Genomic DNA, 20,569 nt, shown 5'->3' with positions numbered 1-20,569 from the left:
TTAGCGGCTTTTGCAGCACTTGATAATTAACGCCCTCCTCTAGCGCGTTTGCGCCTACGCCAAGCAAGCAAACGACGGCTAAAATTCGTATAAATTTAGAAAGCATTTTCATCGAATTCCTTTGCGGTAATTTTTAAAGATTGTATAAAATAAAGGGTAAATTTGAAATAAAATCTAAGCAATGAGCTCCTTTTTTAATTCTTTAACCATTTCGAGTTTAAGTTCCTTAGTTGTATAATGCCCGAAATTTTACATTTCAAAACAAGGAGTGGATATGAAAAAGTCTATTTGTATCGCAATTTTTCTATGCGCCAGTTTGATGGCGAGTGAGTGCACCGCAGTGTATGGAGATGGAAAAACAGAGCTAAAGCTTGCTACGGGAAGTCCGGGAGAGCTTGGGCTACTCGAAGTTCTATCTAATGAATTTAGCAAGGCAAACGACACCAAAATTTGCTGGATAAAAGCAGGAAGCGGTCAGACTCTCGAACTCTTGAAAAACAAAAAGATAGATATCGCTATGGTCCACGCTCCAAAGGCAGAAATAAGCGCCGTAAAAGAGGGCTGGGCTACGCAAAGGACATTGATCGGATCAAACGAGTTTTTTATAGTAGGACCCAAAAGTGATCCCGCAAAGATAAAAACCGCCCAAAGCGCAACAGAAGCATATACCGATATAGCCAAATCTCAAAGCCTTTTTTATACCAGGGCGGACAACTCCGGAACTCATAAAAAAGAGCTTAGTATCTGGAAAATGGCAAATATCACTCCGCAAGGCCAGTGGTACGAGGCAAATAAAGATTTTATGTTAGCAACCCTTTTAAAAGCCGATAAAAACGGAGCATATTTTATGAGCGATAGTAGTACTTGGGTCGTGGCAAAAAAAGATATAAAATCCAGCGAAATTCTATTTCGCGGCGATAAATATCTAATAAATACGTATTGTGCCCTAAGACAAAACGATAGCGATACTACCGAAAGCAAGAAATCGAAAGATTTTATAGATTTCGTAGCTTCAAGCACAGGGCAAGAGATCATTAAAAATTACGGTAAAGACAAATACGGAGAAGGACTTTACAACGACGCCGCTTACGCTCAGAAATATTTTATAAGCGAGTAGAATTTAGGTCTTAAAAGATAAAATTCGGCAAATTTTGATAAGCCGAATTTCAACGACGCGGTGGGTAAAATTTAAGCAAGCGGGTTAAATTTCGAATCCAATCCGCCGCGTAAATTCTAAATTTAACCAAGCATAGCGCCGTTATTTTAAGAGCCTAGCTCCTTGGGCTCTATTCTCAAGTACCTTATACCGCACTTGGGCGTTTTCACGCATCGCAATATCCCCGCTTGTCGATAGCGACTTTTCCTCTACTTAATTATGTACTTCTTTAGCAACAAAAGGTATAAGTAGTATAAAAGATATATCCCTAAGATCGCTATATCAAATATAGAGGTTTGTTCCCCTAATAATTGCCAGCGATTACGAAAGCAAAAGGTATAGATATCTAAAAACACCATTGCCGCAAGAGCATACATCATAATAGAAGCAGCTACTTTCTTGCGAAATAGCAGCACCATAACAACGCTTATAGGAGGTAAGAATACTGTAATACCGAATAAAATAGCCAATAATAAAGGATAATCTTTGAAATAAATCAGACCTCCTGCTCCAAAATGACTGCCGATATAAACTTCATCATAGCTCATCGTTTGATAAAAATCTTTGATCCCTGCACAAGTAATCAGCAAAAACAGTACGCTAAAAATCCAAACGGTAATATTCTTTGTCATTTTTTATCCTGCAAAGCGGTAAGTCATTCCGCTATGATGGTATCCGATATAGTTTTAAAACTCCTCCCTTTTAGCGAAACGGCGGGCTAAATTCCTCTTTCAAATTTAATCCCGCCGCACCGTAAATCCCCGCTCGCCGCACTGCAGAACATCAAAAGCGCGAAGCGGCAAAACGCAATCTAGCCAAGTGCCGGAATTTGGCGGCGGCAAGTAAATATAGCGGGCAAAATTCCGACCTACGGCTGCAGGCAGCACAAAATTTAGCCCCGCTCGCTGCGGCAACTAGCGCCAAACGGCGAGCAAAGGCTAAATTTAGCTAAATTTAATACTCAAAGATATTCGGATCGATCACCATCGCGCGGTAGGCTACGTCGTCTCTAGACGCGGACTCCACGTCCATCTCAAATTTGATGTCGTTTGTTTTCGGATCGATCTCGACGAGCACCATTTTGATCGTTTTATCGGGCTTTAGCAGATAGACGTTCGAGCTTGAGATGAAATACGTGCTTTTATCCTTTTGCCACTCCACGACGCTCGTAACCGCGCTATAGAAGTCAAATCTGCGCTCCTTGCCAAACTCCCATGTTTGCTCGACGGTGCCCTTTTTCTCGTCGATCTTGTACTCGACCGCGCGCGAGTATTTTTCCTCTTTTAGCGCAGGCTGCTCCATGCCGCGGCCGTCGCCGTTGTCAAATACGCTGATGTGCTTTACGCTGCCCTTGTTATCGTAGCGCGGAGTGAGCCACGCGGTGTGCTGCGTCCACGACCAGTCGAAGTCGCCCTCGCATTTTGAGTTCTCGCATTTGATTTTGTTGCCGTTTTTATCCACGGGCACTAGTACTTTTTCTTTAAAGTCCGCGCTCCAGCCCTCGGGACTTGCTAGGATCCATTTTACCTTTTTGTCGCGACCGATCTTAACGATGCCTTGGTGGCGGAGCGAGAGGATGATGCCGTCGTCGCTAGGATCGTGCGAGATCGAGTTTACGTGCGCCCAGTTGCGTCCGGTGCCGGTCGAGGTCACGTCGCCAAAAGGCAGATCGTCGCTGATTTTGATCTCTTTGGCGTCCATATCGATATTTAGGCACACGGCGCGAGCGTCAAGAGCCTTGATTAGGTTGCTGCGATAGACGTTTTTGCCGAAAATTTCATTCAGATCCCACTCGTCCACGACCTTGCCGCTGCCGTCCACTTCGATGATGTGATCTCTGATCGTGTGCGAGAGCCTGCCGTCTGCGTGGTGGTAGTTGTATTTACCGACGCGAAGCAGCAGATGATCGCCCTTAAGCGGCATCACCTCGTGGCTAAGATCGATGTAGCCGCGCGGCAGCTCGCGATTATACACCTCCTTGCCCATCATATCGTAGCGCATATATCGCTGCGCCATGCCCCAGCTCAGATCGCCGTTTGGCAGCTGATGAAAGCCCATCATCATGCCGCCGTCCATCACTCTGCGCTCGCTGCGGTCGTAAAATTTCTGATAGTCCAGATACCATCTGACCTCGCCCTGAGTATCGACGATGAAATTTTCGGTGAAATCATTCCAGCTAGCGGCACCCCCGTTTTTCCAATCAAGCGGCTTATAAACGCTCGTGATCGTGTTGTTGATGAGATAGAGCCTGTTTTTAAACGCAGGATCGACCTTTTTAACCTTCATCTTTTGCATGTGGCTAAATCTAAAATCACGGCTATACGTCACGATCGGCTGAGCGTAAATTTTATACTTTTCGACCTTCTTTTCGCCGTTAAAAACGTAGCTTACCTCAACCTCGTTTAGATAGTCCGGATATAGCCCCCAGATCGGCACGCCGTCGTGCGTCAGTAGCGCATGCTCGGAGACGTTATAGGCGATGTCGATGCCGCCGTTCGGTTTGCCCAGCACCCGCACGTGGATATCCTTGATGTCCTTGCCCGCGCGATCGATGATCGCAGTCAGAGGCGCCACGTCGTATGGGTTGATAAACACCGAGCCAAGCTCGCCCTGGGTTTTTACCTGATGCGCCAAAACGCCCGCACTCGCAGTCTGCGGCACCGCTATAAGCGCGCCGCTCGCCAAGGCCGCAGCCAAAACGATAGAACCGAAAAAATTCTTACGCATATTCGCTCCTTTTGGGTAAATTTATCAAATTTTACTACTACCGAATCACATAATAATCATACTAGCTTTAAATCAAATTTAAAGTTAAATTCTAATATATCTACTTAAATTTTAGAACGTAAACGAGACGGGTAACAGTCTAAAATTTGATATAATTAGCCCTGCTTTATCAAATTTAAGGAGAGAAAATGCCATTCGTAAATATAAAAGTAGCCGCTCCAGAGCCTACAAAAGAGCAAAAAAAGCAAATCATCGCCGAGATTACGGACACGTTAGCGCGCGTATTAGGCAAAGACCCAGCCGCAATACTCGTGATGATCGAAACGCTCAGTATGGACAGCATCGGTAAAAGCGGTCTAAGTCTTGAGGAGATCAAACAAAATAAAGAGAAAAAATGAGCGAATTTTTATAGGATTTTGAGCTAAAAATCACGCTCGCAGCGGGCAATATGTGCGCCGCTAAGCGGTCTAAATTTACCGAGCACGCAGGCGGGCAGCAGTTTAAAAACCGCCGCCACAAGCCGTTCTAGCAGGCGAGTATCCGACCTCTCGCCGAGGATTATCGGCGGACGGACGATCTGAAGGCTGTCAAAGCCAAGCTCGCTCACGCGCCGCTCGATCTGCCCTTTAGCGCGCAGATAAAAGCTTAGCGAACCTTCGCTCGCACCCGGAGCTGATACGAGCACGAAGCGCCGCGCAGCCCCGCACCATCGGCACGTTCCGCTCGTAAAACATCTCCACACCCTCAAGCTTGCCCGCGCCCCCTCGCATACTTGTCGTGCCCATCTTGGCGACGAATTGCGCCTGCGAGACGAAAGGCACCTGCACGGCAAATTTGCCGCTCTTTTCAAAAAGCGAGCGGGTAAAAGAGCTAGCACCTATGACGGCCGTTAGCTTGTCGTAGTCCAGAGGGCAGACCCATGACGCGCTCATGATGTCCCGCACGCCGTCAAATTCGGCCGAGACCATGACGGTCGGCCCGTGATTTATGAGGCGATACGCTTTGTGAAGTTCGACAGGTTTTAGTGACATTTTTTCTTCTTTGGTTTGATAAAATTTAAATTTTATTTTTTGCCGATAATAGCCTAAATTTGGCAAATTTATCCATCTTATTAAACAAAATCGGCCATAAGCTCGCCGACGATTTTTTTGGCGCTTTTTATCTCTTTTATTAGGCTAATACCAGAATTTACGTATATTATGCCATTTTCTATATCGCCATCTATCATTGCGAGCCTTAGCGGATTTAGTCGCTCGATTTTTTGCGCCACTACTTCCTTGTCGCCGTTTAGATACATTGCGTTTAGCTCCTTGGCAAATTTACTCGGCACTACGCGTTGATAGTCCGAAACAAAAAACAGCTCGCTAGAGCCCATAGATACGATGCTCTCTTTTGCCGGTTGCGCTGCCGGGCACTCGGTACTAGCGATAAATCTAGTACCCACGTAAACACCGCTAGCCCCAAGCGCAAAGGCTGCTCGTACGCCTCTAATGTCGTTTATCCCGCCCGCAGCCATCACAGGCACGCTCACGGCATCGGCGATGATCGGCACGATGCTAAAAGTACCTATTTTATTTTGCGGGCCCACTCCTCCTTCATCGTATCCCGTGGCAATTATAATATCTGCGCCCTCTTCTTGTGCCGCGCGAGCCGAATTTGCGCTTGGCGTAAGCGCTCTATGCACCAAAACTCCGCCGTTATCTTTTATAAATTTAAATAGCTCCGTTTCCGCTATGCCGACAAAGAAAAACGCCTTTACGCCAGCCTCAAATGCCGTTTCCATAACCTTTAGCGCATATTTTTTGTCATTATCGTTTCGACAAACGATATTTACGCCGTAAGGCTTATTAGTTAGCGACTTTATACGTTCAAATTCTCGTTTATATCGCTCTTTCGTGTTTAAATTTTCAGAGTCTCTGCCGGCATTTGGCCCCAGCACGCCCATTCCGCCGGCATTTGATACGGCAGCTACCAATGCGGCATTTGTTACGTTATTCATCGGAGCCTGCACGATAGGCAAGCTGACACCCAAAATTTCGCACAGTTTTGTCGATTGATTAAAATTTTTCATATTCTTTTCCTTTAAATTTTTAGCTAATGTACCTGCCCTCGGCGCCTCTTTGCGGGCGAGAGGAAAAAACTCCTCGCTCCTAGCTTTTATGCCTTTTTCTAGCGCCGCCAGCAGCCTGTCCTTATCCTGCGGTAGCCTTCCCGCGAGGGGTACGGAGTTGCTAGGGTGCATCCCCAGTATCTGCGTGTCTTTTAGCTCGAGCGCTTCGATTAGGCGCATTTCCTCCAGCAGATTCTCGCCTGCGGTATTTTCGGTAAATTTACCCTTTTGTGCGACGCTATAAAGCGCGCTTCCTTTAGCCAGAAACAAGGTCATGAGAAAAACCATCCAAGGCTGCACCTCGTTTATGAGCTTCGCGCTTTCGTCGATGTGCTCTTTTGAAAACTGCATCCCGCCGCCGACGACGATATTTAGGCAAAAGTCGTAACCGAATCTTTTTAGCCTAAGCAGCTGCGCCTTGGCCTCGTCGGCATCGTAGCCTTTTTTAAGCAGTTTAAGGGTCTGCGTGTGACCCGACTCGAGCCGATATTCATACTGTTAAATCTAAGCTTGCGCAAATTTTGCAGCTCCTCGTCGCTCTTTTTGGCGATGCCCGTGATCGTCGCGTAAGAGGCGATGGCCTCGACCTCGGGGAAAATTTGGACGCTTTCTCGCCTATGGCGCTAAGTGTCTCGTAATCCAGCGAAAAAGCGTCGCCGTTTAGCAAAAAAATGCGCCTGACGAAGGGATTATAGCGCCTAGCCTCGGGCAAATCGCGCTCTATTTGCTCGATCGATTCGACCGCAAACGGGACGTCGTGGTACATCGTGCAAAATGCGCAGCGATTGTGACTACAGCCCTAAGTCGCCTGCACCAGCAAAGAGTTAGCCTCGTAAGGTGGCCTATACGTAGTTCCCGTATACTTCATAAGTATGCTCCTTTATATTTTTTTGCGTGATTATACGTTGGCTTTATAAATAGATAATGTAAATTTGTAAAATATATTACATAGAAAACGGCTCGTTTTATACTCGCTACAAAAGCGCCTATTTACGGGCTCTTTGCGGGTTTGTCGCTATTTTTGGCTATTTTGTCGGTCTTGGAGATTTTTAGCGCGAGCTTTTTCCACGCTAAATTTGAGCCCTCGCGCAGAGAACTATAAACGCACAAAGGCGGCGACGCGCACTGAGGTCAAAGCTCCAAATTTCTATCAAATTTTGCTTTTAGGTAGCTGTAAATTTAAACGCTCGTTGAGGCAAGCGCGCAAATTTGATTATCCCGGGATAAATTTAAATTTACGAGGCGAGGGCTTGCAAATTTTGCCTAATCCTGCAAGCCCCTCAAATTCGAGCTGCTACGCAAACTCTTTTGGATGATAAATTTGCACGCCTTTGCTCTACGTTTGCGCGGCGGCGATGACGACGACGGCGATATTTTTGCGCGCTCATCGGGCGGTAGTTCGTCAAGATCCCCTTCGGCAAAAGCCCGAACAGCCAGATCGTAAAGAGCTCGCTGAGTCGTAACTCGTTACGCTCGCTTTTTATCGCGGGTAGCCTAGCGATTTGCAGGCTTTCAAAGCCCAGCTCGGCGATCTTTTTCTCGGCCTTGCCCTTTGCTCTCATGTAGAAAAATCTCGACCGTTCGTCCGCGCCGTAGGCGGAGATAAGCACGAAACGGCGAGCGCCCGCGGCGATGCCCCATTTTGCGGTATTTACGGGGTAGCTCACGTCCACTTTGTAAAACTGCCCGCGGCTACCGGCTTGCTTCATCGTCGTGCCCAGCGCGCAGAAAATCTCGTCTATGTCGCACGGCTCTATCTCTTTGATCTTATCTAAATTTACGATCTGCACCTCAAGTTTTTCGTGGCTAAACTTTAGCTCCCTACGCGCCCAGACGACGATCTTGTCGTAGTTTTGGTTTCGCAAAGCCCTCGCACGATCTCGCACCCGACCGCTCCCGTCGCGCCCACGACCAAAGCCGTTTTTCTCATTTTTGCTCCTTTGATTAAATTTCATCGGCGGCAGATACCGCGAATAATCGAATCAGCTCGGTATTAATTTGCTCTAAATTTAAGGCTTAGCCTGCTGAGCCGGCCTAAGTCCTGGCGCGCTTGGATTAAATTTCTCCGCGGCGCGCGAAATTTAGCGGGCTTAAAATTTCACCCGCTATTTTCTGTGGATCTTATAGCCCTTGCCGCTTTTTGTTTTTAGCAGCGAAATTTTTCCGTCCTTCGAGACGTAGCAGCCACCCTTAACTTTGCTTAAAATTTCGCTCTGCGGCAAGCTCGCCCAAAAGATTTCTACCCTGCTTTTATCCGCGGAAAATATCCCGTAGATCGCAAGCGTAGCGTTATCCGGATCGTGCAGCCTCACGTCCGCGACGTCAAAAACCTGCACGCAGCCATTCTTGATCTTTGAAAAGCTTTGCCCTGCGGCGATCAAGCAGCCGTGCTCATCCGTGCCGCCGCCTACCATCGGCCCCTGCACGGCGGGCACTTTGCAGACGCCCTCACTAGCGCCGCAGTCCGCAGCCGCCGCTTCGCCCCTCTTATCCATTGCATTTGCCGCCTTGCCCAGCTTTGCATCGTGCGCTGCGCAGCCGCACAAAAGCGCCGCTGTAAAGGCCGCGATTAAAATTTTACCTCTCATATTTACTCCTTTAAATAAATTTTATCTGCATTCAAAGCTACTCGCGCTATTTTCGTCGCCGCCTACGTAGGTAGCCACTTTTGGATACGCGCAGATAGGGATCTGCTTGCCCGCGCGACTCGTGCTTTTGCCTAGCAGACTAGATGGAGCCGTTCCCTGCTCGCGCCACGCTTCAAGCGCGCTTAGCGGATCGACGTCATCGATGCCATTACCGCCACCGCAGTGATTCATCCCAGGCTGTGCAAAAAATCGCGCAAATTCGTCCGCATTCGCGTTCGTTTCCACTAGCTTTTTGAACCAATCGCGCTGATCCATCGCCGAAAATACGGGATCGGAGACGCCCGTTACGATAATAAGTTTGCCGCCATTAGCGCGGAAGCTATCGAGTTTGGTCGAAATCGCATCGTTTATCGCCGCGGTCTCGAATGTTCGCTCTACGTCCTTATCGAAATCAAAGTTCATCAGATCAAACTCCGGTTGCGGCGGCGTCAAGAAATAATAATTCATCGAGCCTTTCGAGAGTACGATATTTCTAGCATTTGGCTCTGCCGTTTGCGAGTCGCCAAGCTTCCACATGCGCCAGCCGGGCTGATTTACTCCGGCATCGTAAAACCAGCCGCTGTAAATTTGCTCGCCCTTGCTGTTTTTTGCGCCCTCAAATATCGCCTTTATCGCAGAAATTTTTTCTTTAGCTAGATCAAGTCCGCTGGGATCGAACTCGCAACGCTCCCAAGCGCCGATGATTCCGTCTTTTAGCCCGTCTAGTGCGTCGCATTTATCCAGAACCGCCATGCTTAGCTTATCCAAATCCTCCTGCGTAAGGGCGTTTGCAAAAATTTTATCCCCCGCGGCGTTTTTAGGCGCGATCTTCATAAGCTGCCGGTTGTCCCATTGCTCCGCGATCGCCGCGCGCGAAAGCCTAAAACCCGGATTTGCCGCGATTACGCCGTCAAATTCCAGCGGATACCTCTGCGCCGCCATCAGAGCCGAGCGTCCGCCGTTTGAGCAGCCCATAAAGTAGCTGTGCGCGGGCGCTTTTTTATACGCCGCAAAAACCAGCTGCTTTGAGACGCTCGCGACCTTGCCGATAGCCTGATAGGCATAGTCTAACCGCGCCTGCTGCTCAAATCCGAACTCGGGCGTAGGCGTAGGATGTCCCGAATCGGTCGTGACGACCGCATAACCCCTCATAAGCGCGGGTGTTGCAGTGCTAGTACGGACAGGCACGGCGCCAAGAGCCGGCGCTACGAAGCCGTCCAAACCGCCTCCGCCCTGAAATAGCAGCTTGCCGTTCCAATCGCCTGGCAAGCGCAGCTCAAATTTTATGCCGTAATGCTTGCCGTCCGAGCCCGTGCGCGGGGCTATCTCGCCATGAATTATGCAGTGCGGTGCGGCTTTTAGCGTCTTTTTGGCTCCGCCGGTTAGCGCAGACATCCTATCGGCGCCGATTTCGCCGCTTTGATTCCAGATCGCTTCACCGATCTTTGCATCGTAAATTTTCGTGCCCTTTAGCGCCGCGCAAGCCTGCTCGTCAAAATCGCTCGCAAGCGCTCCCTGTAAGCCCAGAGCAGCCGTAAAGGTTGCAACTAAAATTTTATATTTCATTGCCGCTCCTTTTGAAATTTTATTAATCATAATTTTAACATAAAAATTTATCGTGATTTTACTGCGTTTATAAAAAATGATGGAATTCCGCACTAAACGGAGCGGAATTCCAAATTTAGCTAGAAGAGCGAAGCGCCCGAGCGGTCCGCGGGATCGGGCTCACCCGTTACGCGATTTCGTAGATCGCGACGAAATACTTCGATCGCCCAAAACCAAACCGCGTGCCCGAAAAATTCCGAAACGTGCTCATACCACGGAAGCTGAAAAAGCGGCAGCGTGATGCAATGCACCGCGATATTTACGACGATGCCAATGCGGCGCCCTGAAATAGCGTAATTTTATGAAATATCTCGGCAGCGAAGAGCGAAGTATACTTAATTTTAAATTCTGCTATTGTTGCGGAGCATTAAATTTCACGCGTGCCCTTAAAGTTTGCACGGTAAAAAATCAGCAGCGCGGCGGCTAACGCGGCAAAGCCGCAAAATAGCCCTTGGTAGCTTAAATATTCAAGCGCCTTGCCACCTACGGCAGTACCGATGCCGCCTCCGAAAAATATCGCCGTGCCTATGATCCCGGAGGATAGACCTTTGGCGGAGCCACAACGAAGTGCCGCGCTTGCTAGGACGGACTGCGCGCAAACATAGCCAAATCCCAGCAAAAACGTCCCTACATATGCGGTGGCAGCGAAGCAACTCGCCAAAAGGCACAGCGCCGAAGCGGACGCCAAAAAGCCGAGGGATAGAATTTCTTTTAGCGGCAACTTCTCTTTTAAATATCTAGCAGCGTTTCCTGCCAAAAAGCAAGCGACACCGTAAAGCATAAGACATGTTCCGGCAAAATTTGAGTTCAAGCCCAACTTTTTAAGTAGATAAGCACCTATGAATGAGTACGCCCCGAGCACAATTACGCCATTACATAAAGCCAAAAAATAGCTTCTCAAAAGTGCAGCATCGCCGCGCAAGCTGGCTAGGGATTTTACGAAGCTTTCGCCTCCGCTTTTCGGAGCGTCTTTGAAATTTAGCGTAAATAGTGATACGAAAGATACTGCAGACAGCGCAGAAAAGGCTAAAAATATCTCCCTCCAAGAAAATCTAGCCACTGCCCATCCGCCTAAAGCCGCACTCAGCCCCTGCCCTAAAAATACCGAACCCAGAAATATCGCTACGATTTTTTGTCTATCCTTCTCGTCATATGCATCGCCTATAACGCCGAGGCAGACAGCGATTATACCCGCTGCCGCGCATCCCGTGCAAAAACGAAATAAAACAAGCCACGCTAGACTTTTTGCAGTGGAGCAAAGAAGCGTAAATATCGCCAAAAAGAGCATTAGCAGAATTAAAATTTTACCTCTGCCGTAGCGATCGCTAAGATGTCCGTAAACCGGCTGAAGTAAGCCATAGGGGATCAGATATGCCGTCAAAACTGTCGAGGTGGCGCTTACCTGCACCCCAAACGTATCTGCGATGCTAGGTAACAGTAGCGATGCGATCCAGTTATCTGCGGCAGAGATTATCCCTGAGACGATGATTAAGAGTAGTAGTCCTTTTTTGCAGCGCATTTTAAATTCCTAAATTTACGTAATTTTAGCCATTATAACTCTTTTGCTAGAAAATTTGGAATTTTAGTAAGCTCAGCAAATATGAGACGAAAGGAATGGATCGCGAATTCGCAGCGGTGTCGCAATGCTGCGGCAAGTATAGCGCAATGGTCGGCATACAATGATGCATCTACCTTGAAGGGGCGAAGGCAGGTAGTAACGTGAGCAGTGAGTGCATGACTAGCTTATATTTATAATCCACTTTTTTCGCGTATAAAGACCTATAAGAAATAACGCAAATTTAACAATGCCACGAAGCAGGGCTATAGCATAAGGCAAATAAGGAAAGCCCTAACTTGCAACGCGAACCCTACAATAAAATTCAAAAATTCTTTAAAATTCTACGCGGATTATGATGCCTAAAAATCAACTAAAATTTTAAGTGCGCATATCCCCGTAGCGCACGCTTTTTAGCCGCGCAATCCCGCCGTTTATCACAAGTCGCGACGAACCGTTTGTACGATCTTGTGCCGCTAGGTTAAATTTAATAGCAGCGGAATTTTGAAATTTTACGAATGCGGGGATCTGGGCGAGCGCTTGAAATTTTAATCCGGGGCGATGATTTTGATTTCATTCGCGCAAGATCCGCCAAAGTCCGCGCCGAAGGGATCTTGGACCGTAAAATAATGATCTATCGCGCCGCATCCGTGCCCGATCTGCTCACTCCAGCCGAGCGCCCTGCGCACGAAGCCCTTGGCATGGGCGACGGCTGTGGGCAGACTAAGCCCCGCCGCCAGTGCGCACGCGATCGCGCTTGAGAGGGTGCAGCCCGTACCGTGGGTATTACGCGTAGAAATTTTAGGCGCGGAAAACTCATAAAATTTGCCGTTTTCGTACAAAATATCAACCGCTAAATTTCTCGAATCCTCGCCCTCGCTGCTTAGTTTAAAGCCGTCATCTAAAGGCGCTGCGGATAAATTTTGTTCAAAAGAGGGCTCCGCGCTCGCCGTTAAAATTTTGCATTCGCTAGTAAAATTTTCAGCCGCGAAATTTGCGCTCTTCGTCGAACTCGCAGAATTTTCACGTGCGCCATTTTCGCTCGCTTCGCGCTGCGAAGCATTAAAATTTCGCGCTGTATCCGTTTCCGCCGTATCCGCTTCCGCCGTATCCGCTTCCGCCGCAATGCAAGTCGCGCCGCAAGCCGCGCTCGCACCCGCAAGATCGCCGCCTTTAATCAAAATCGCGCCGCCGAAAAACTGCGAAATTTTAACCGCTGCGGCGCGCATACCTGCCAAGCTTAAAATTTTCATCTCCGCCAAGACCTCAGCCTCGCGCACGTTGGGCGTGATGATCTCCGCGGCGGGGGCGAGCTCGTATTTTAGCGCATGTAGCGCGCTTTGTTTCATCAAAACTCCGCCACTGGTGGCGACCATCACGGGATCTAAGACGACGTTTTTCGCGCCGTGCTTGCTCAGGCTCTTTGCGATAGCCTCGGCAACCCCCTCATTGGAGATCATTCCGATTTTAACGGCGTCCGGAAAGATATCGCTAAAAATCGCATCCAGCTGTGCCTCTACAAAATCTGGCGAAACGTCCAGCACGCCGAATACGCCGCGCGAATTTTGCGCCGTAAGCGCCGTAATAGCGCTCATAGCAAACATCTTGTGCGCGCTAATCGTCTTGATATCGGCTTGGATGCCGGCACCGCCGCCGCTATCAGAACCCGCGATAGTAAGAATTCTTTTCATAAAAAGCCTTTAAAATTTTAGCGCAATTATATCGAAATTCCGCTATAATTCCCCAGATAGATTATTTTACGGGCTAAATTTAAGTTTTATTTATATAGTTTTTATTATAATTTATAATTTATTCGTAATAGCTATTACAAATGCAAAATTTTAACCCAAATAGAGGAATTTACATGAAAAAAGTCGCCAGTTTGATTTTCGCAGCATTTTTGGTTTCGGGCTGCTCCTATTTTGAAAAAAAGGAGGAAAGCGGCGCAAAACAAAGCGGCGAGGCTTCTGCGCTACCGGTTGGCGTATTTATCGCCAAATCTGCCGACGTGCCGATAATTTTAAAATTTAACGGACAGACCGTAAGCGAGCTTGAGATAATGCTAAAGCCGCAGGTTTCGGGCACCATCGAAAAGCAGCTTTTCGAGCCGGGTCACAGCGTCAAGAAGGGCGACGTACTCTACGAGATCGACCGCTCGCGCTATCAAGCGGCATTTGACAGCGCAAACGCTAATCTGCAAAACGCCTCGGCGGACTACAAAAGAGCTAAAGCGCTAAAAGCTAGCAACACGATCTCTCAAAAGGATTTCGATACCGCAAAAGCGGCATTTATGGTAGCCGAAGCAAATTTTAAAAGCGCCAAGATCGATTTTGACCACTCGCTCGTTACCGCGCCTTTTGACGGCATGGCGGGCGATACGCAAAAGGACGTAGGCGCATACGTAAATGTTGGCGAGGATCTGGTTAGGCTTTCTAAATTTGATCCGATCGACGTGGAATTCGGCATCGCGGACGTCGATAGACTGGAGCTTGATGCAAATTTAAGAAACGGGCAGTGGAAGCAGCTGGGTCGTCAGGTAAGCATAAACCTCGGCGGCAAGGACTACAACGGCACGCTAAGCTTCATCGATAGCGTCATCAATACAAATACCGCGTCCGTCAGCGCCAAAGCTCAAATTCCAAATCCAAGCTTGGAAATTCGTCCGGGCGTTTTTACCAAAATAAGCGTCGATGGCTTTTATCAGAAAAACGGCTTTAAAATTCCGCAAGTTGCGCTCAAGCAAGATCTTAGCAACACCATAGTCTATGTCGTGCAAGACGGAAAGGTCGCTAAAAAGGTGGTCAAAATCGCGGCGCAAGATACCCGCACGGCGACGATCTCAAGCGGGCTGCAGGACGGCGATCAGATCATTTTGGATAATTTTAAAAAGATCAACGTGGGCTCCAAGGTAACTCCGGTGCCCGCAAGTACAGACCCTTACGTAGCGGGACAGCCTGAAGCATCTCAGAGCAATGCAGAAAGCGGGAAATAATGTTTTCTAAATTTTTCATCAACCGCCCCGTTTTTGCCTGCGTCGTTTCGATCATCATCGTAATCGCGGGCGTTTTGGCTCTTAAAAATTCCTCCGTCGAGGAGTATCCGCAGCTCACGCCGCCTCAAATCGTCGTAAGCGCTACATATAGCGGCGCGGATGCGCAAACGATCGCCGACGTCGTCGCAGCCCCTCTTGAAAATGCAATCAATGGCGTTGAAAATATGATCTATATGGAAAGCTCAGCAAGCTCCTCCGGCGACGTTCGTATCAACGTATATTTTCAAATCGGCACAAATCCAGCAGATGCGAAAGTCAATGTAAACAACCGCGTCACGCCAGCTCTTACGCTACTTCCCGACGAAGTGCGCCGCTATGGCGTAACCGTCACCGAGCGTAGCAGCACGATGCTGGAGGTGCTTGCGTTTTACGATCCTAGCGAGCAGATGGACGTCGTAGAGATGCAAAACTATGTAGCTATCAACGTCGTAGATGAGCTAAAGCGCGTGCCGGGCGTCGGCGAAGCTCAAGCGCTGGGTACGAAAGACTATGCTATGAGGATCTGGGTAAAGCCCGAGCTACTTAAGAAATTTAACGTTACGACTGCCGAGATAATCGCCGCGATAAGCGAACAAAATAGCCAATACGCCGCGGGTAAGATGGGCGAGCAGCCAATGAACTTAGGCAATCCCTACGTATATGCGATCAAGCCTGAGGGTCGTTTAAAAACCGTCGAAGAGTTTGAAAATATCATCATACATGCGCAAAAAGATGGGAATTTCTTGCGCGTAAAAGATGTCGCCGAGGTCAAACTTGGCGGCGCAAGCTACAATATCTCGGCGAAATTTAACGGTAAAGAGATGGTGCCTGTGCTTATCTTTATGCAAAGTGGCGCCAACGCCCTAGCCGTAGTCGAAGCGGTAAATAAGCGCATAGACGAGCTTAAGCCGAATTTCCCGGGTGAGCTTACCTATGGCGTCGCCTATGATACGACTAGCTTCGTAAAAGTATCGATCGAAGAGGTCATTCATACTTTCATTGAAGCGTTAATCCTCGTCATCATCGTTATGTATATGTTCTTAGGCAACCTTAGAGCGACGATCATTCCGACGCTTGCTGCGCCCGTATCGATCTGCGGCGCGTTTATCGGAATTTACGCCTTCGGATTTTCGATAAATTTAATCACCCTTTTCGCGCTCATCTTAGCTATCGGTATCGTCGTGGATGACGCCATTATCGTGATCGAAAACGTAGAGAGAATTTTGCACGAGGAGCCGGATCTTAGCGTCAAAGAGGCTACCACAAAAGCGATGGGCGAGATCGTAGCGCCCGTCATCTCTATCGTGCTCGTGCTCTCAGCGGTTTTCGTGCCGGTTGCGTTTATGGAGGGCTTTACCGGGGTTATGCAGAGGCAATTTGCATTAACGCTCGTAGCCTCGGTATGTTTTTCAGGCTTCGTAGCCCTTACACTAACGCCCGCGCTTTGCGCTCTAATCTTGCAAAAAAAGGAATCTGAGCCTTTTTTCTTTATAAGATGGTTTAATAATCTTTTTAGCATCTCAACTAAAATTTATGCCGCAGGCGTCGGCATGGTTCTTCGCCACGTACTAATCAGCCTCGTTTTTGTAGGTATCATCATCTATGCAATGATAGAGCTTCTTAAGCTTACTCCGAGCGGCCTAGTGCCTAACGAAGACAAAGGCTCGATTATGGCGATGACTACGCTTCCGTCTGCATCTACGCTGCCTAGAACGGAAGCCGATCAGGATTTCATCGCAAACATCGCTAAAAAGTATCCAAACGTAAAAGATATAACCCAAATCACGGGATACGATATGCTAGCCGGAGCGCTTAGAGAAAATGCGGGAGCTTTTTTTATGAAGCTAAAAGACTGGAAAGATCGCCCGGGTGATGAAAATTCCAACTTCGCCTTAGCCGCCGCGCTAAACGGGCAGCTCTACGGCGCGGATCGCAACTCGATGACCTACGTCGTCACGCCGCCGCCTATTATGGGTCTTTCGCTTACGGGCGGATTTGAGCTCTACGCGCAAAGCACGACGGGCAAGAGCTACGATGAAATTCGCGCCGATATGGATCGCGTAACTGCCAAAGCCAATCAACACCCCGCTTTAAAGCTCGTGCGAACGACGCTGGATACCGATTTCCCGCAGTATAAGCTCTATATAGATAAAGAGAAGGTAAAAATGCTAGGCGTTAAGATAGCCGACATTTTCACCGTGCTAAATTCCACCATCGGGCAGTATTACATCAACGACTTTAACCTCATGGGCCGCACATTCAAGGTCTATATCCGCGCTACGCAAAACTACAGAGACGATCCTAACGATTTAAAATCGCTCTACGTCCGCAGCGCTAGCGGCGATCTGATCCCGCTAAATTCTTTAGTAAGGCTTGAGCGCTCTTTGGGTCCCGATGCCGTTAATAGATTTAACGCCTTCCCGGCTGCGCTAATTATGGGCGAGCCAAATACGGGCTACACTTCGGGTCAGGCGATCGCCGCGATCCAAGAGGTTATAAAAGAGGAGCTTCCTAGCGGATATTCGATCGGCTGGGCTGGCTCTGCGTATCAAGAGGTCAGCGAGACGGGCAAGGGCGCGCAGGCATTCGTATTTGGAATGATCTTCGTGTTTTTGATCCTGGCGGCTCAATACGAAAGGTGGCTCATGCCGCTTGCCGTACTTACCGCCGTGCCGTTTTCGGTATTCGGCGCGCTCGTGTTTACATATTTCCGCGGGCTGAATAACGACATATATTTTCAGATCGGTTTGCTGCTTCTAATCGGTCTGGCGGCGAAAAACGCGATTTTGATCGTGGAATTTGCGATGAATGAGCACCTAAACAACCACCGCCCTATCGCGGAAGCCGCCGTCGAGGCCGCCAAGATGAGATTCCGTCCTATCGTGATGACGAGCCTTGCGTTCGGTCTGGGCGTGCTTCCGATGGTTATCGCCACCGGCGCGGGCGCTGCTAGCCGCCACGCGCTAGGAACCGGCGTCGTAGGCGGAATGCTCGCGGCATCTACGATCGCGATCTTTTTCGTGCCGCTGTTTTTCTACTTGCTCGAAAGCTTCAACGCTTGGCTTGATAGGCGCGGTAAAAAAGTCCAAACTAACGAGGTGAACGATGAAAATAAATAACGCTCTTTTAAGCGCCTTGACGCTTGGAATTTTACTTTGCGGCTGCAACTTCAAGCCCGTCACGCCGCAAAAACAGACCGGCTTTAAGGCGGATTACGCGAGCACGAACGTTAGCACGCAGTGGTGGAAAAGCTTTAACGATCCGCAGCTAAACGCCCTGATCCAAAGCGCGCTGGAGCAAAATTCCGACCTGCAAACCGCGCTGAATAACGTCGAGTATGCGCGCGTAAATTTGGGACTAAACAAGCTTGAGTACCTGCCGAATGTAAATTTAAGCGGCAGCGCGGTGCGCCAAAATAATTTCGGCAACCAGCCCGATCGCAACTCTCACGGCGCGTATCAGATCGGCGCCGTGCTAAGCTACGAGATCGATCTTTGGGGGCGCGTGCGCAACAGCGTAGATTCAGCGCGATCTCGATTTAATGCGACGAAATACGACTACGAAACTGCCAAAAACACGATTACTAGCACGGTTGCAACGACCTATTTTACGCTACTAGCACTAAAGCAGCAGGAGAAAATTTTAAAAGACAGCCTAAAAAGCTATCAAGATACGCAAAACTACCGCAAAAAGCAGCTCGATGCAGGCGCAGTTAGCGAGATCGTATTTTATCAGGCCAAAGCCGCGGTCCAAAGCGCCGAGGCAAGCCTCATAAGCGTGCAAAATCAGCTCTCCGCAGCGCAGACCTCGCTAAATATCCTAACGGGTAAGAGTTATGATGAAATTTTACGCGGCACGGCGCAGACCGCCGCGAAAATGCCTAGCGCGCCGCAGATCCCAAGCGGAATCCCAAGCGACGTGATCCTGCACCGCCCCGACGTCGCAAGCTCGCTCGAAAATCTGCGCGCAAGCAACTTCTTAGTAGGCGTCGCCAAGGCAGGCTACTTCCCTACTTTCTCGCTTACGGGCTCAGCGGGATACGCAAGCGGCGAGTTCGACAGGCTATTTACCGCAAACGCGAGCACGTGGAGTATCGGAGGCTCGCTCGCAGGACCGCTGCTTGATTTCGGCCGCCAAAAAAGGCGCGTAGAGCTTTCAAATTTAGAGCAAAACGCGAGCTTCATCGCATACGACAAAGCTCTTAAAACCGCTTTCGGCGACGTTCGCGACGCGCTTATCGGCGTGCAAAACGCCAAACTAAGGCAGGCAAGCCTCGCCGATCTCGTCGCTTCGCAGAGCAAAATTTATTCAAACGCCTCAAGCAGGTATCAGGCGGGCTACAGCGACCATCTGGAGTTTTTGGATTCACAGCGAAACCTGCTTAGCGCGCAGCTAAATAAAGTGCAGGCAGATCTTGACGTGCTAAGCGCGACAGTAAACGCCTACAAGGCGCTCGGCGGCGGCTTTAGCATCGAGGATAGCGAAATAAAGGCGCTTCTAGGCGCGGAGAAGGACGTGCAGCCCGATATGTCCGCCTTCCCGAAAGATAGAATTTTTAATTAGCTTTAAATTTACGGGCAGTGCGAAATTTTAAAATACCCGTAAATTTAAAGCGCAGCTCGGCTTTTACGGCGCAAGCGGATCGTTTAAAAAATCTGCTTGCGCTTTTAAAATTTAGCCCTGCGGCGAGCGGCAAATTCCAATTTCAAAGATAATCTAAATTTTAAAATATCCGTAGCAAGGTGAAATCGCCGTTCGGCTAGGAAGCGCAAAACGGCCGGGCTTCGTGGCGTGGTAGAATTTCTAGGCAGCACGGCGAAATTACAAGCAGCTCGATAAAATTCCAAACGCTGCGGTAAAATTCTAAGCGCCGCGTTTTAAATTTAAAGGCAAAACGGATTGCGCGCCAAAACGGAATTTGGCAAAATTTTAGATTTTCGCTATAATCGCGACTTTTAATTTAGATGGGTGTCCGAGCGGTTGAAGGAGCACGCCTGGAACGCGTGTAAAGTGCAAGCTTTCGAGGGTTCGAATCCCTTCCCATCTGCCACTACTTTAAGAAACACACAGAAAACCCCTGCAAGTTACGGCAGTAAAATATCGATTTTAATGATATTTTAAAGCCTTTTTTCATAAACTTACGGCAATAAAAAGCAGCTAAAAGAAACTAACAGCGGCGATTTTTTGCTGACTATTTAGCTGACTACTTAAGAAAATAGCCAAAATTTATCGCCGCTAGTCAGCCAAAAGGACACATAATGCCTAAACTATCGTCACAGCTCACGATAACCCAAGTTAAAAATTTAAAGCCCAAAGATAAGCCGTATTTTGTAAGCGATAGCGACAACCTGCTATTAAAAATAATGCCCAACGGAAATAAATTTTTCATCTACGAATTCCGCAACAAGCTAATGAATAAGCGCCAAAGAATTACGATCGGCAAACTAGGAGACATAAGCCTAGCCGAAGCTAGAGAAAAGCGAAACGAGCTTAAAAAGCAGCTATTAGACGGCGTAGATATTTCAAAAGACGAAAGCAGGACTACCCTGCGCGCGATATACGCCGAGTGGATAAAAACAAAGAGTAAAATTAACGAAAAGCATCTGTTTTGGATAAAAAGGAGATTTGAGGTGTTGCTGCTGCCTAAACTAGGCGACGCGGATATTAAAGATATAAGCAGAAAGGACGTGATAAATGTGCTCGCGCCTCTTTTGGAGGAGGAAAAACAAGAGACCGCCAAAAGAGTCTTAGGAGCGCT

General features: G+C 48.5%; 17 protein-coding genes and 1 tRNA gene. 7 read left to right on the top strand and 11 right to left on the bottom strand.

All coding sequences use genetic code 11. The features are described 5' to 3' along the window. Positions 1-274 precede the first annotated feature (274 nt). Positions 275-1,117: a substrate-binding domain-containing protein gene (locus tag Q0140_RS00755; protein ID WP_297960594.1), complete on the top strand. Its 843-nt coding sequence runs from the start codon at positions 275-277 to the stop codon at positions 1,115-1,117. Positions 1,118-1,365: 248 nt separating this feature from the next. Here Q0140_RS00755 and Q0140_RS00750 read toward each other — a convergent pair whose 3' ends face one another. After that, positions 1,366-1,788: a hypothetical protein gene (locus Q0140_RS00750; RefSeq protein WP_297960591.1), complete on the bottom strand. Its 423-nt coding sequence runs from the start codon at positions 1,786-1,788 to the stop codon at positions 1,366-1,368. Between the two features lie 322 nt (positions 1,789-2,110). After that, entirely contained in the window at positions 2,111-3,883 is a 1,773-nt protein-coding gene (locus Q0140_RS00745; protein WP_297960588.1) for an aryl-sulfate sulfotransferase, read from the bottom strand. A gap of 188 nt (positions 3,884-4,071) precedes the next feature. On the opposite strand from Q0140_RS00745, the gene Q0140_RS00740 reads away from it, so the two are divergent. Further along, entirely contained in the window at positions 4,072-4,281 is a 210-nt protein-coding gene (locus Q0140_RS00740) for a 4-oxalocrotonate tautomerase family protein (protein WP_297882796.1), read from the top strand. Between the two features lie 23 nt (positions 4,282-4,304). On the opposite strand, the gene Q0140_RS00735 is transcribed toward Q0140_RS00740, so the two are convergent. The 9 genes from Q0140_RS00735 to thiD all read right to left on the bottom strand — a co-directional run bounded on the left by Q0140_RS00735 (position 4,305) and on the right by thiD (position 13,471). Continuing rightward, a complete protein-coding gene (locus Q0140_RS00735) occupies positions 4,305-4,568 on the bottom strand; it encodes a hypothetical protein (protein ID WP_297960585.1) in 264 nt (87 codons plus the stop codon). Further along, positions 4,510-4,914 (bottom strand): flavin reductase, encoded by a 405-nt coding sequence (locus Q0140_RS00730; RefSeq protein ID WP_297960582.1) that lies wholly within the window; start codon positions 4,912-4,914, stop codon positions 4,510-4,512. Before Q0140_RS00730 ends, Q0140_RS00735 begins: the two co-directional genes overlap by 59 nt. An 80-nt stretch (positions 4,915-4,994) precedes the next feature. After that, the gene (locus Q0140_RS00725) at positions 4,995-6,344 is read right to left on the bottom strand and encodes a nitronate monooxygenase (protein ID WP_297960579.1); all 1,350 of its coding nucleotides are present in this window, start codon (positions 6,342-6,344) and stop codon (positions 4,995-4,997) included. A gap of 929 nt (positions 6,345-7,273) precedes the next feature. Then, positions 7,274-7,948 carry an oxidoreductase gene (locus Q0140_RS00720; protein WP_297960576.1) on the bottom strand — a complete coding sequence of 225 codons (675 nt, stop codon included), beginning with the start codon at positions 7,946-7,948 and terminating at the stop codon, positions 7,274-7,276. A gap of 150 nt (positions 7,949-8,098) precedes the next feature. After that, positions 8,099-8,581 (bottom strand): hypothetical protein, encoded by a 483-nt coding sequence (locus Q0140_RS00715; RefSeq protein WP_297960574.1) that lies wholly within the window; start codon positions 8,579-8,581, stop codon positions 8,099-8,101. Positions 8,582-8,602: 21 nt separating this feature from the next. After that, positions 8,603-10,186 carry a tannase/feruloyl esterase family alpha/beta hydrolase gene (locus Q0140_RS00710; RefSeq protein WP_297960571.1) on the bottom strand — a complete coding sequence of 528 codons (1,584 nt, stop codon included), beginning with the start codon at positions 10,184-10,186 and terminating at the stop codon, positions 8,603-8,605. Between the two features lie 119 nt (positions 10,187-10,305). Beyond that, a complete protein-coding gene (locus tag Q0140_RS00705; protein WP_297960568.1) occupies positions 10,306-10,476 on the bottom strand; it encodes a hypothetical protein in 171 nt (56 codons plus the stop codon). Between the two features lie 116 nt (positions 10,477-10,592). Beyond that, complete coding sequence (locus tag Q0140_RS00700) at positions 10,593-11,744, bottom strand: MFS transporter (RefSeq protein ID WP_297960566.1); 1,152 nt, start codon at positions 11,742-11,744, stop codon at positions 10,593-10,595. A gap of 584 nt (positions 11,745-12,328) precedes the next feature. Then, positions 12,329-13,471, bottom strand: coding sequence for a bifunctional hydroxymethylpyrimidine kinase/phosphomethylpyrimidine kinase (gene thiD / locus Q0140_RS00695; RefSeq protein ID WP_297960563.1), 1,143 nt, complete (start codon positions 13,469-13,471; stop codon positions 12,329-12,331). 173 nt (positions 13,472-13,644) lie between these two features. On the opposite strand from thiD, the gene Q0140_RS00690 reads away from it, so the two are divergent. The 5 genes from Q0140_RS00690 to Q0140_RS00670 all read left to right on the top strand — a co-directional run. Further along, a complete protein-coding gene (locus tag Q0140_RS00690; RefSeq protein ID WP_297960560.1) occupies positions 13,645-14,772 on the top strand; it encodes an efflux RND transporter periplasmic adaptor subunit in 1,128 nt (375 codons plus the stop codon). Continuing rightward, positions 14,772-17,930 carry a multidrug efflux RND transporter permease subunit gene (locus tag Q0140_RS00685; protein ID WP_297960558.1) on the top strand — a complete coding sequence of 1,053 codons (3,159 nt, stop codon included), beginning with the start codon at positions 14,772-14,774 and terminating at the stop codon, positions 17,928-17,930. Before Q0140_RS00690 ends, Q0140_RS00685 begins: the two co-directional genes overlap by 1 nt. Further along, entirely contained in the window at positions 17,917-19,374 is a 1,458-nt protein-coding gene (locus tag Q0140_RS00680) for a TolC family protein (protein WP_297960556.1), read from the top strand. The genes Q0140_RS00685 and Q0140_RS00680 overlap by 14 nt, the downstream gene beginning before the upstream one ends. 399 nt (positions 19,375-19,773) lie before the next feature. Then, positions 19,774-19,861, top strand: a tRNA-Ser gene (locus Q0140_RS00675). 208 nt (positions 19,862-20,069) lie between these two features. Beyond that, positions 20,070-20,569, top strand: a 500-nt coding sequence (locus Q0140_RS00670; protein WP_297960553.1) for a DUF4102 domain-containing protein, incomplete at its 3' end; no start/stop codon positions are given.

The sequence above is a fragment of the uncultured Campylobacter sp. genome, from assembly GCF_938045405.1.
GTDB lineage: Bacteria > Campylobacterota > Campylobacteria > Campylobacterales > Campylobacteraceae > Campylobacter_B.
Note: the sequence above shows the minus strand (reverse complement) of the source record. Positions and strands in the feature narration are given on the sequence as shown.

Coding starts and splice junctions, on each gene's coding strand:
- Q0140_RS00755 (WP_297960594.1), top strand. CDS start 275: ATGAAAAAGTCTATTTGTATCGCAATTTTTCTATGCGCCAGTTTGATG.
- Q0140_RS00750 (WP_297960591.1), bottom strand. CDS start 1,788: ATGACAAAGAATATTACCGTTTGGATTTTTAGCGTACTGTTTTTGCTG.
- Q0140_RS00745 (WP_297960588.1), bottom strand. CDS start 3,883: ATGCGTAAGAATTTTTTCGGTTCTATCGTTTTGGCTGCGGCCTTGGCG.
- Q0140_RS00740 (WP_297882796.1), top strand. CDS start 4,072: ATGCCATTCGTAAATATAAAAGTAGCCGCTCCAGAGCCTACAAAAGAG.
- Q0140_RS00730 (WP_297960582.1), bottom strand. CDS start 4,914: ATGTCACTAAAACCTGTCGAACTTCACAAAGCGTATCGCCTCATAAAT.
- Q0140_RS00725 (WP_297960579.1), bottom strand. CDS start 6,344: ATGCAGTTTTCAAAAGAGCACATCGACGAAAGCGCGAAGCTCATAAAC.
- Q0140_RS00720 (WP_297960576.1), bottom strand. CDS start 7,948: ATGAAATTTAATCAAAGGAGCAAAAATGAGAAAAACGGCTTTGGTCGT.
- Q0140_RS00715 (WP_297960574.1), bottom strand. CDS start 8,581: ATGAGAGGTAAAATTTTAATCGCGGCCTTTACAGCGGCGCTTTTGTGC.
- Q0140_RS00710 (WP_297960571.1), bottom strand. CDS start 10,186: ATGAAATATAAAATTTTAGTTGCAACCTTTACGGCTGCTCTGGGCTTA.
- Q0140_RS00700 (WP_297960566.1), bottom strand. CDS start 11,744: ATGCGCTGCAAAAAAGGACTACTACTCTTAATCATCGTCTCAGGGATA.
- thiD (WP_297960563.1), bottom strand. CDS start 13,471: ATGAAAAGAATTCTTACTATCGCGGGTTCTGATAGCGGCGGCGGTGCC.
- Q0140_RS00690 (WP_297960560.1), top strand. CDS start 13,645: ATGAAAAAAGTCGCCAGTTTGATTTTCGCAGCATTTTTGGTTTCGGGC.
- Q0140_RS00685 (WP_297960558.1), top strand. CDS start 14,772: ATGTTTTCTAAATTTTTCATCAACCGCCCCGTTTTTGCCTGCGTCGTT.
- Q0140_RS00680 (WP_297960556.1), top strand. CDS start 17,917: ATGAAAATAAATAACGCTCTTTTAAGCGCCTTGACGCTTGGAATTTTA.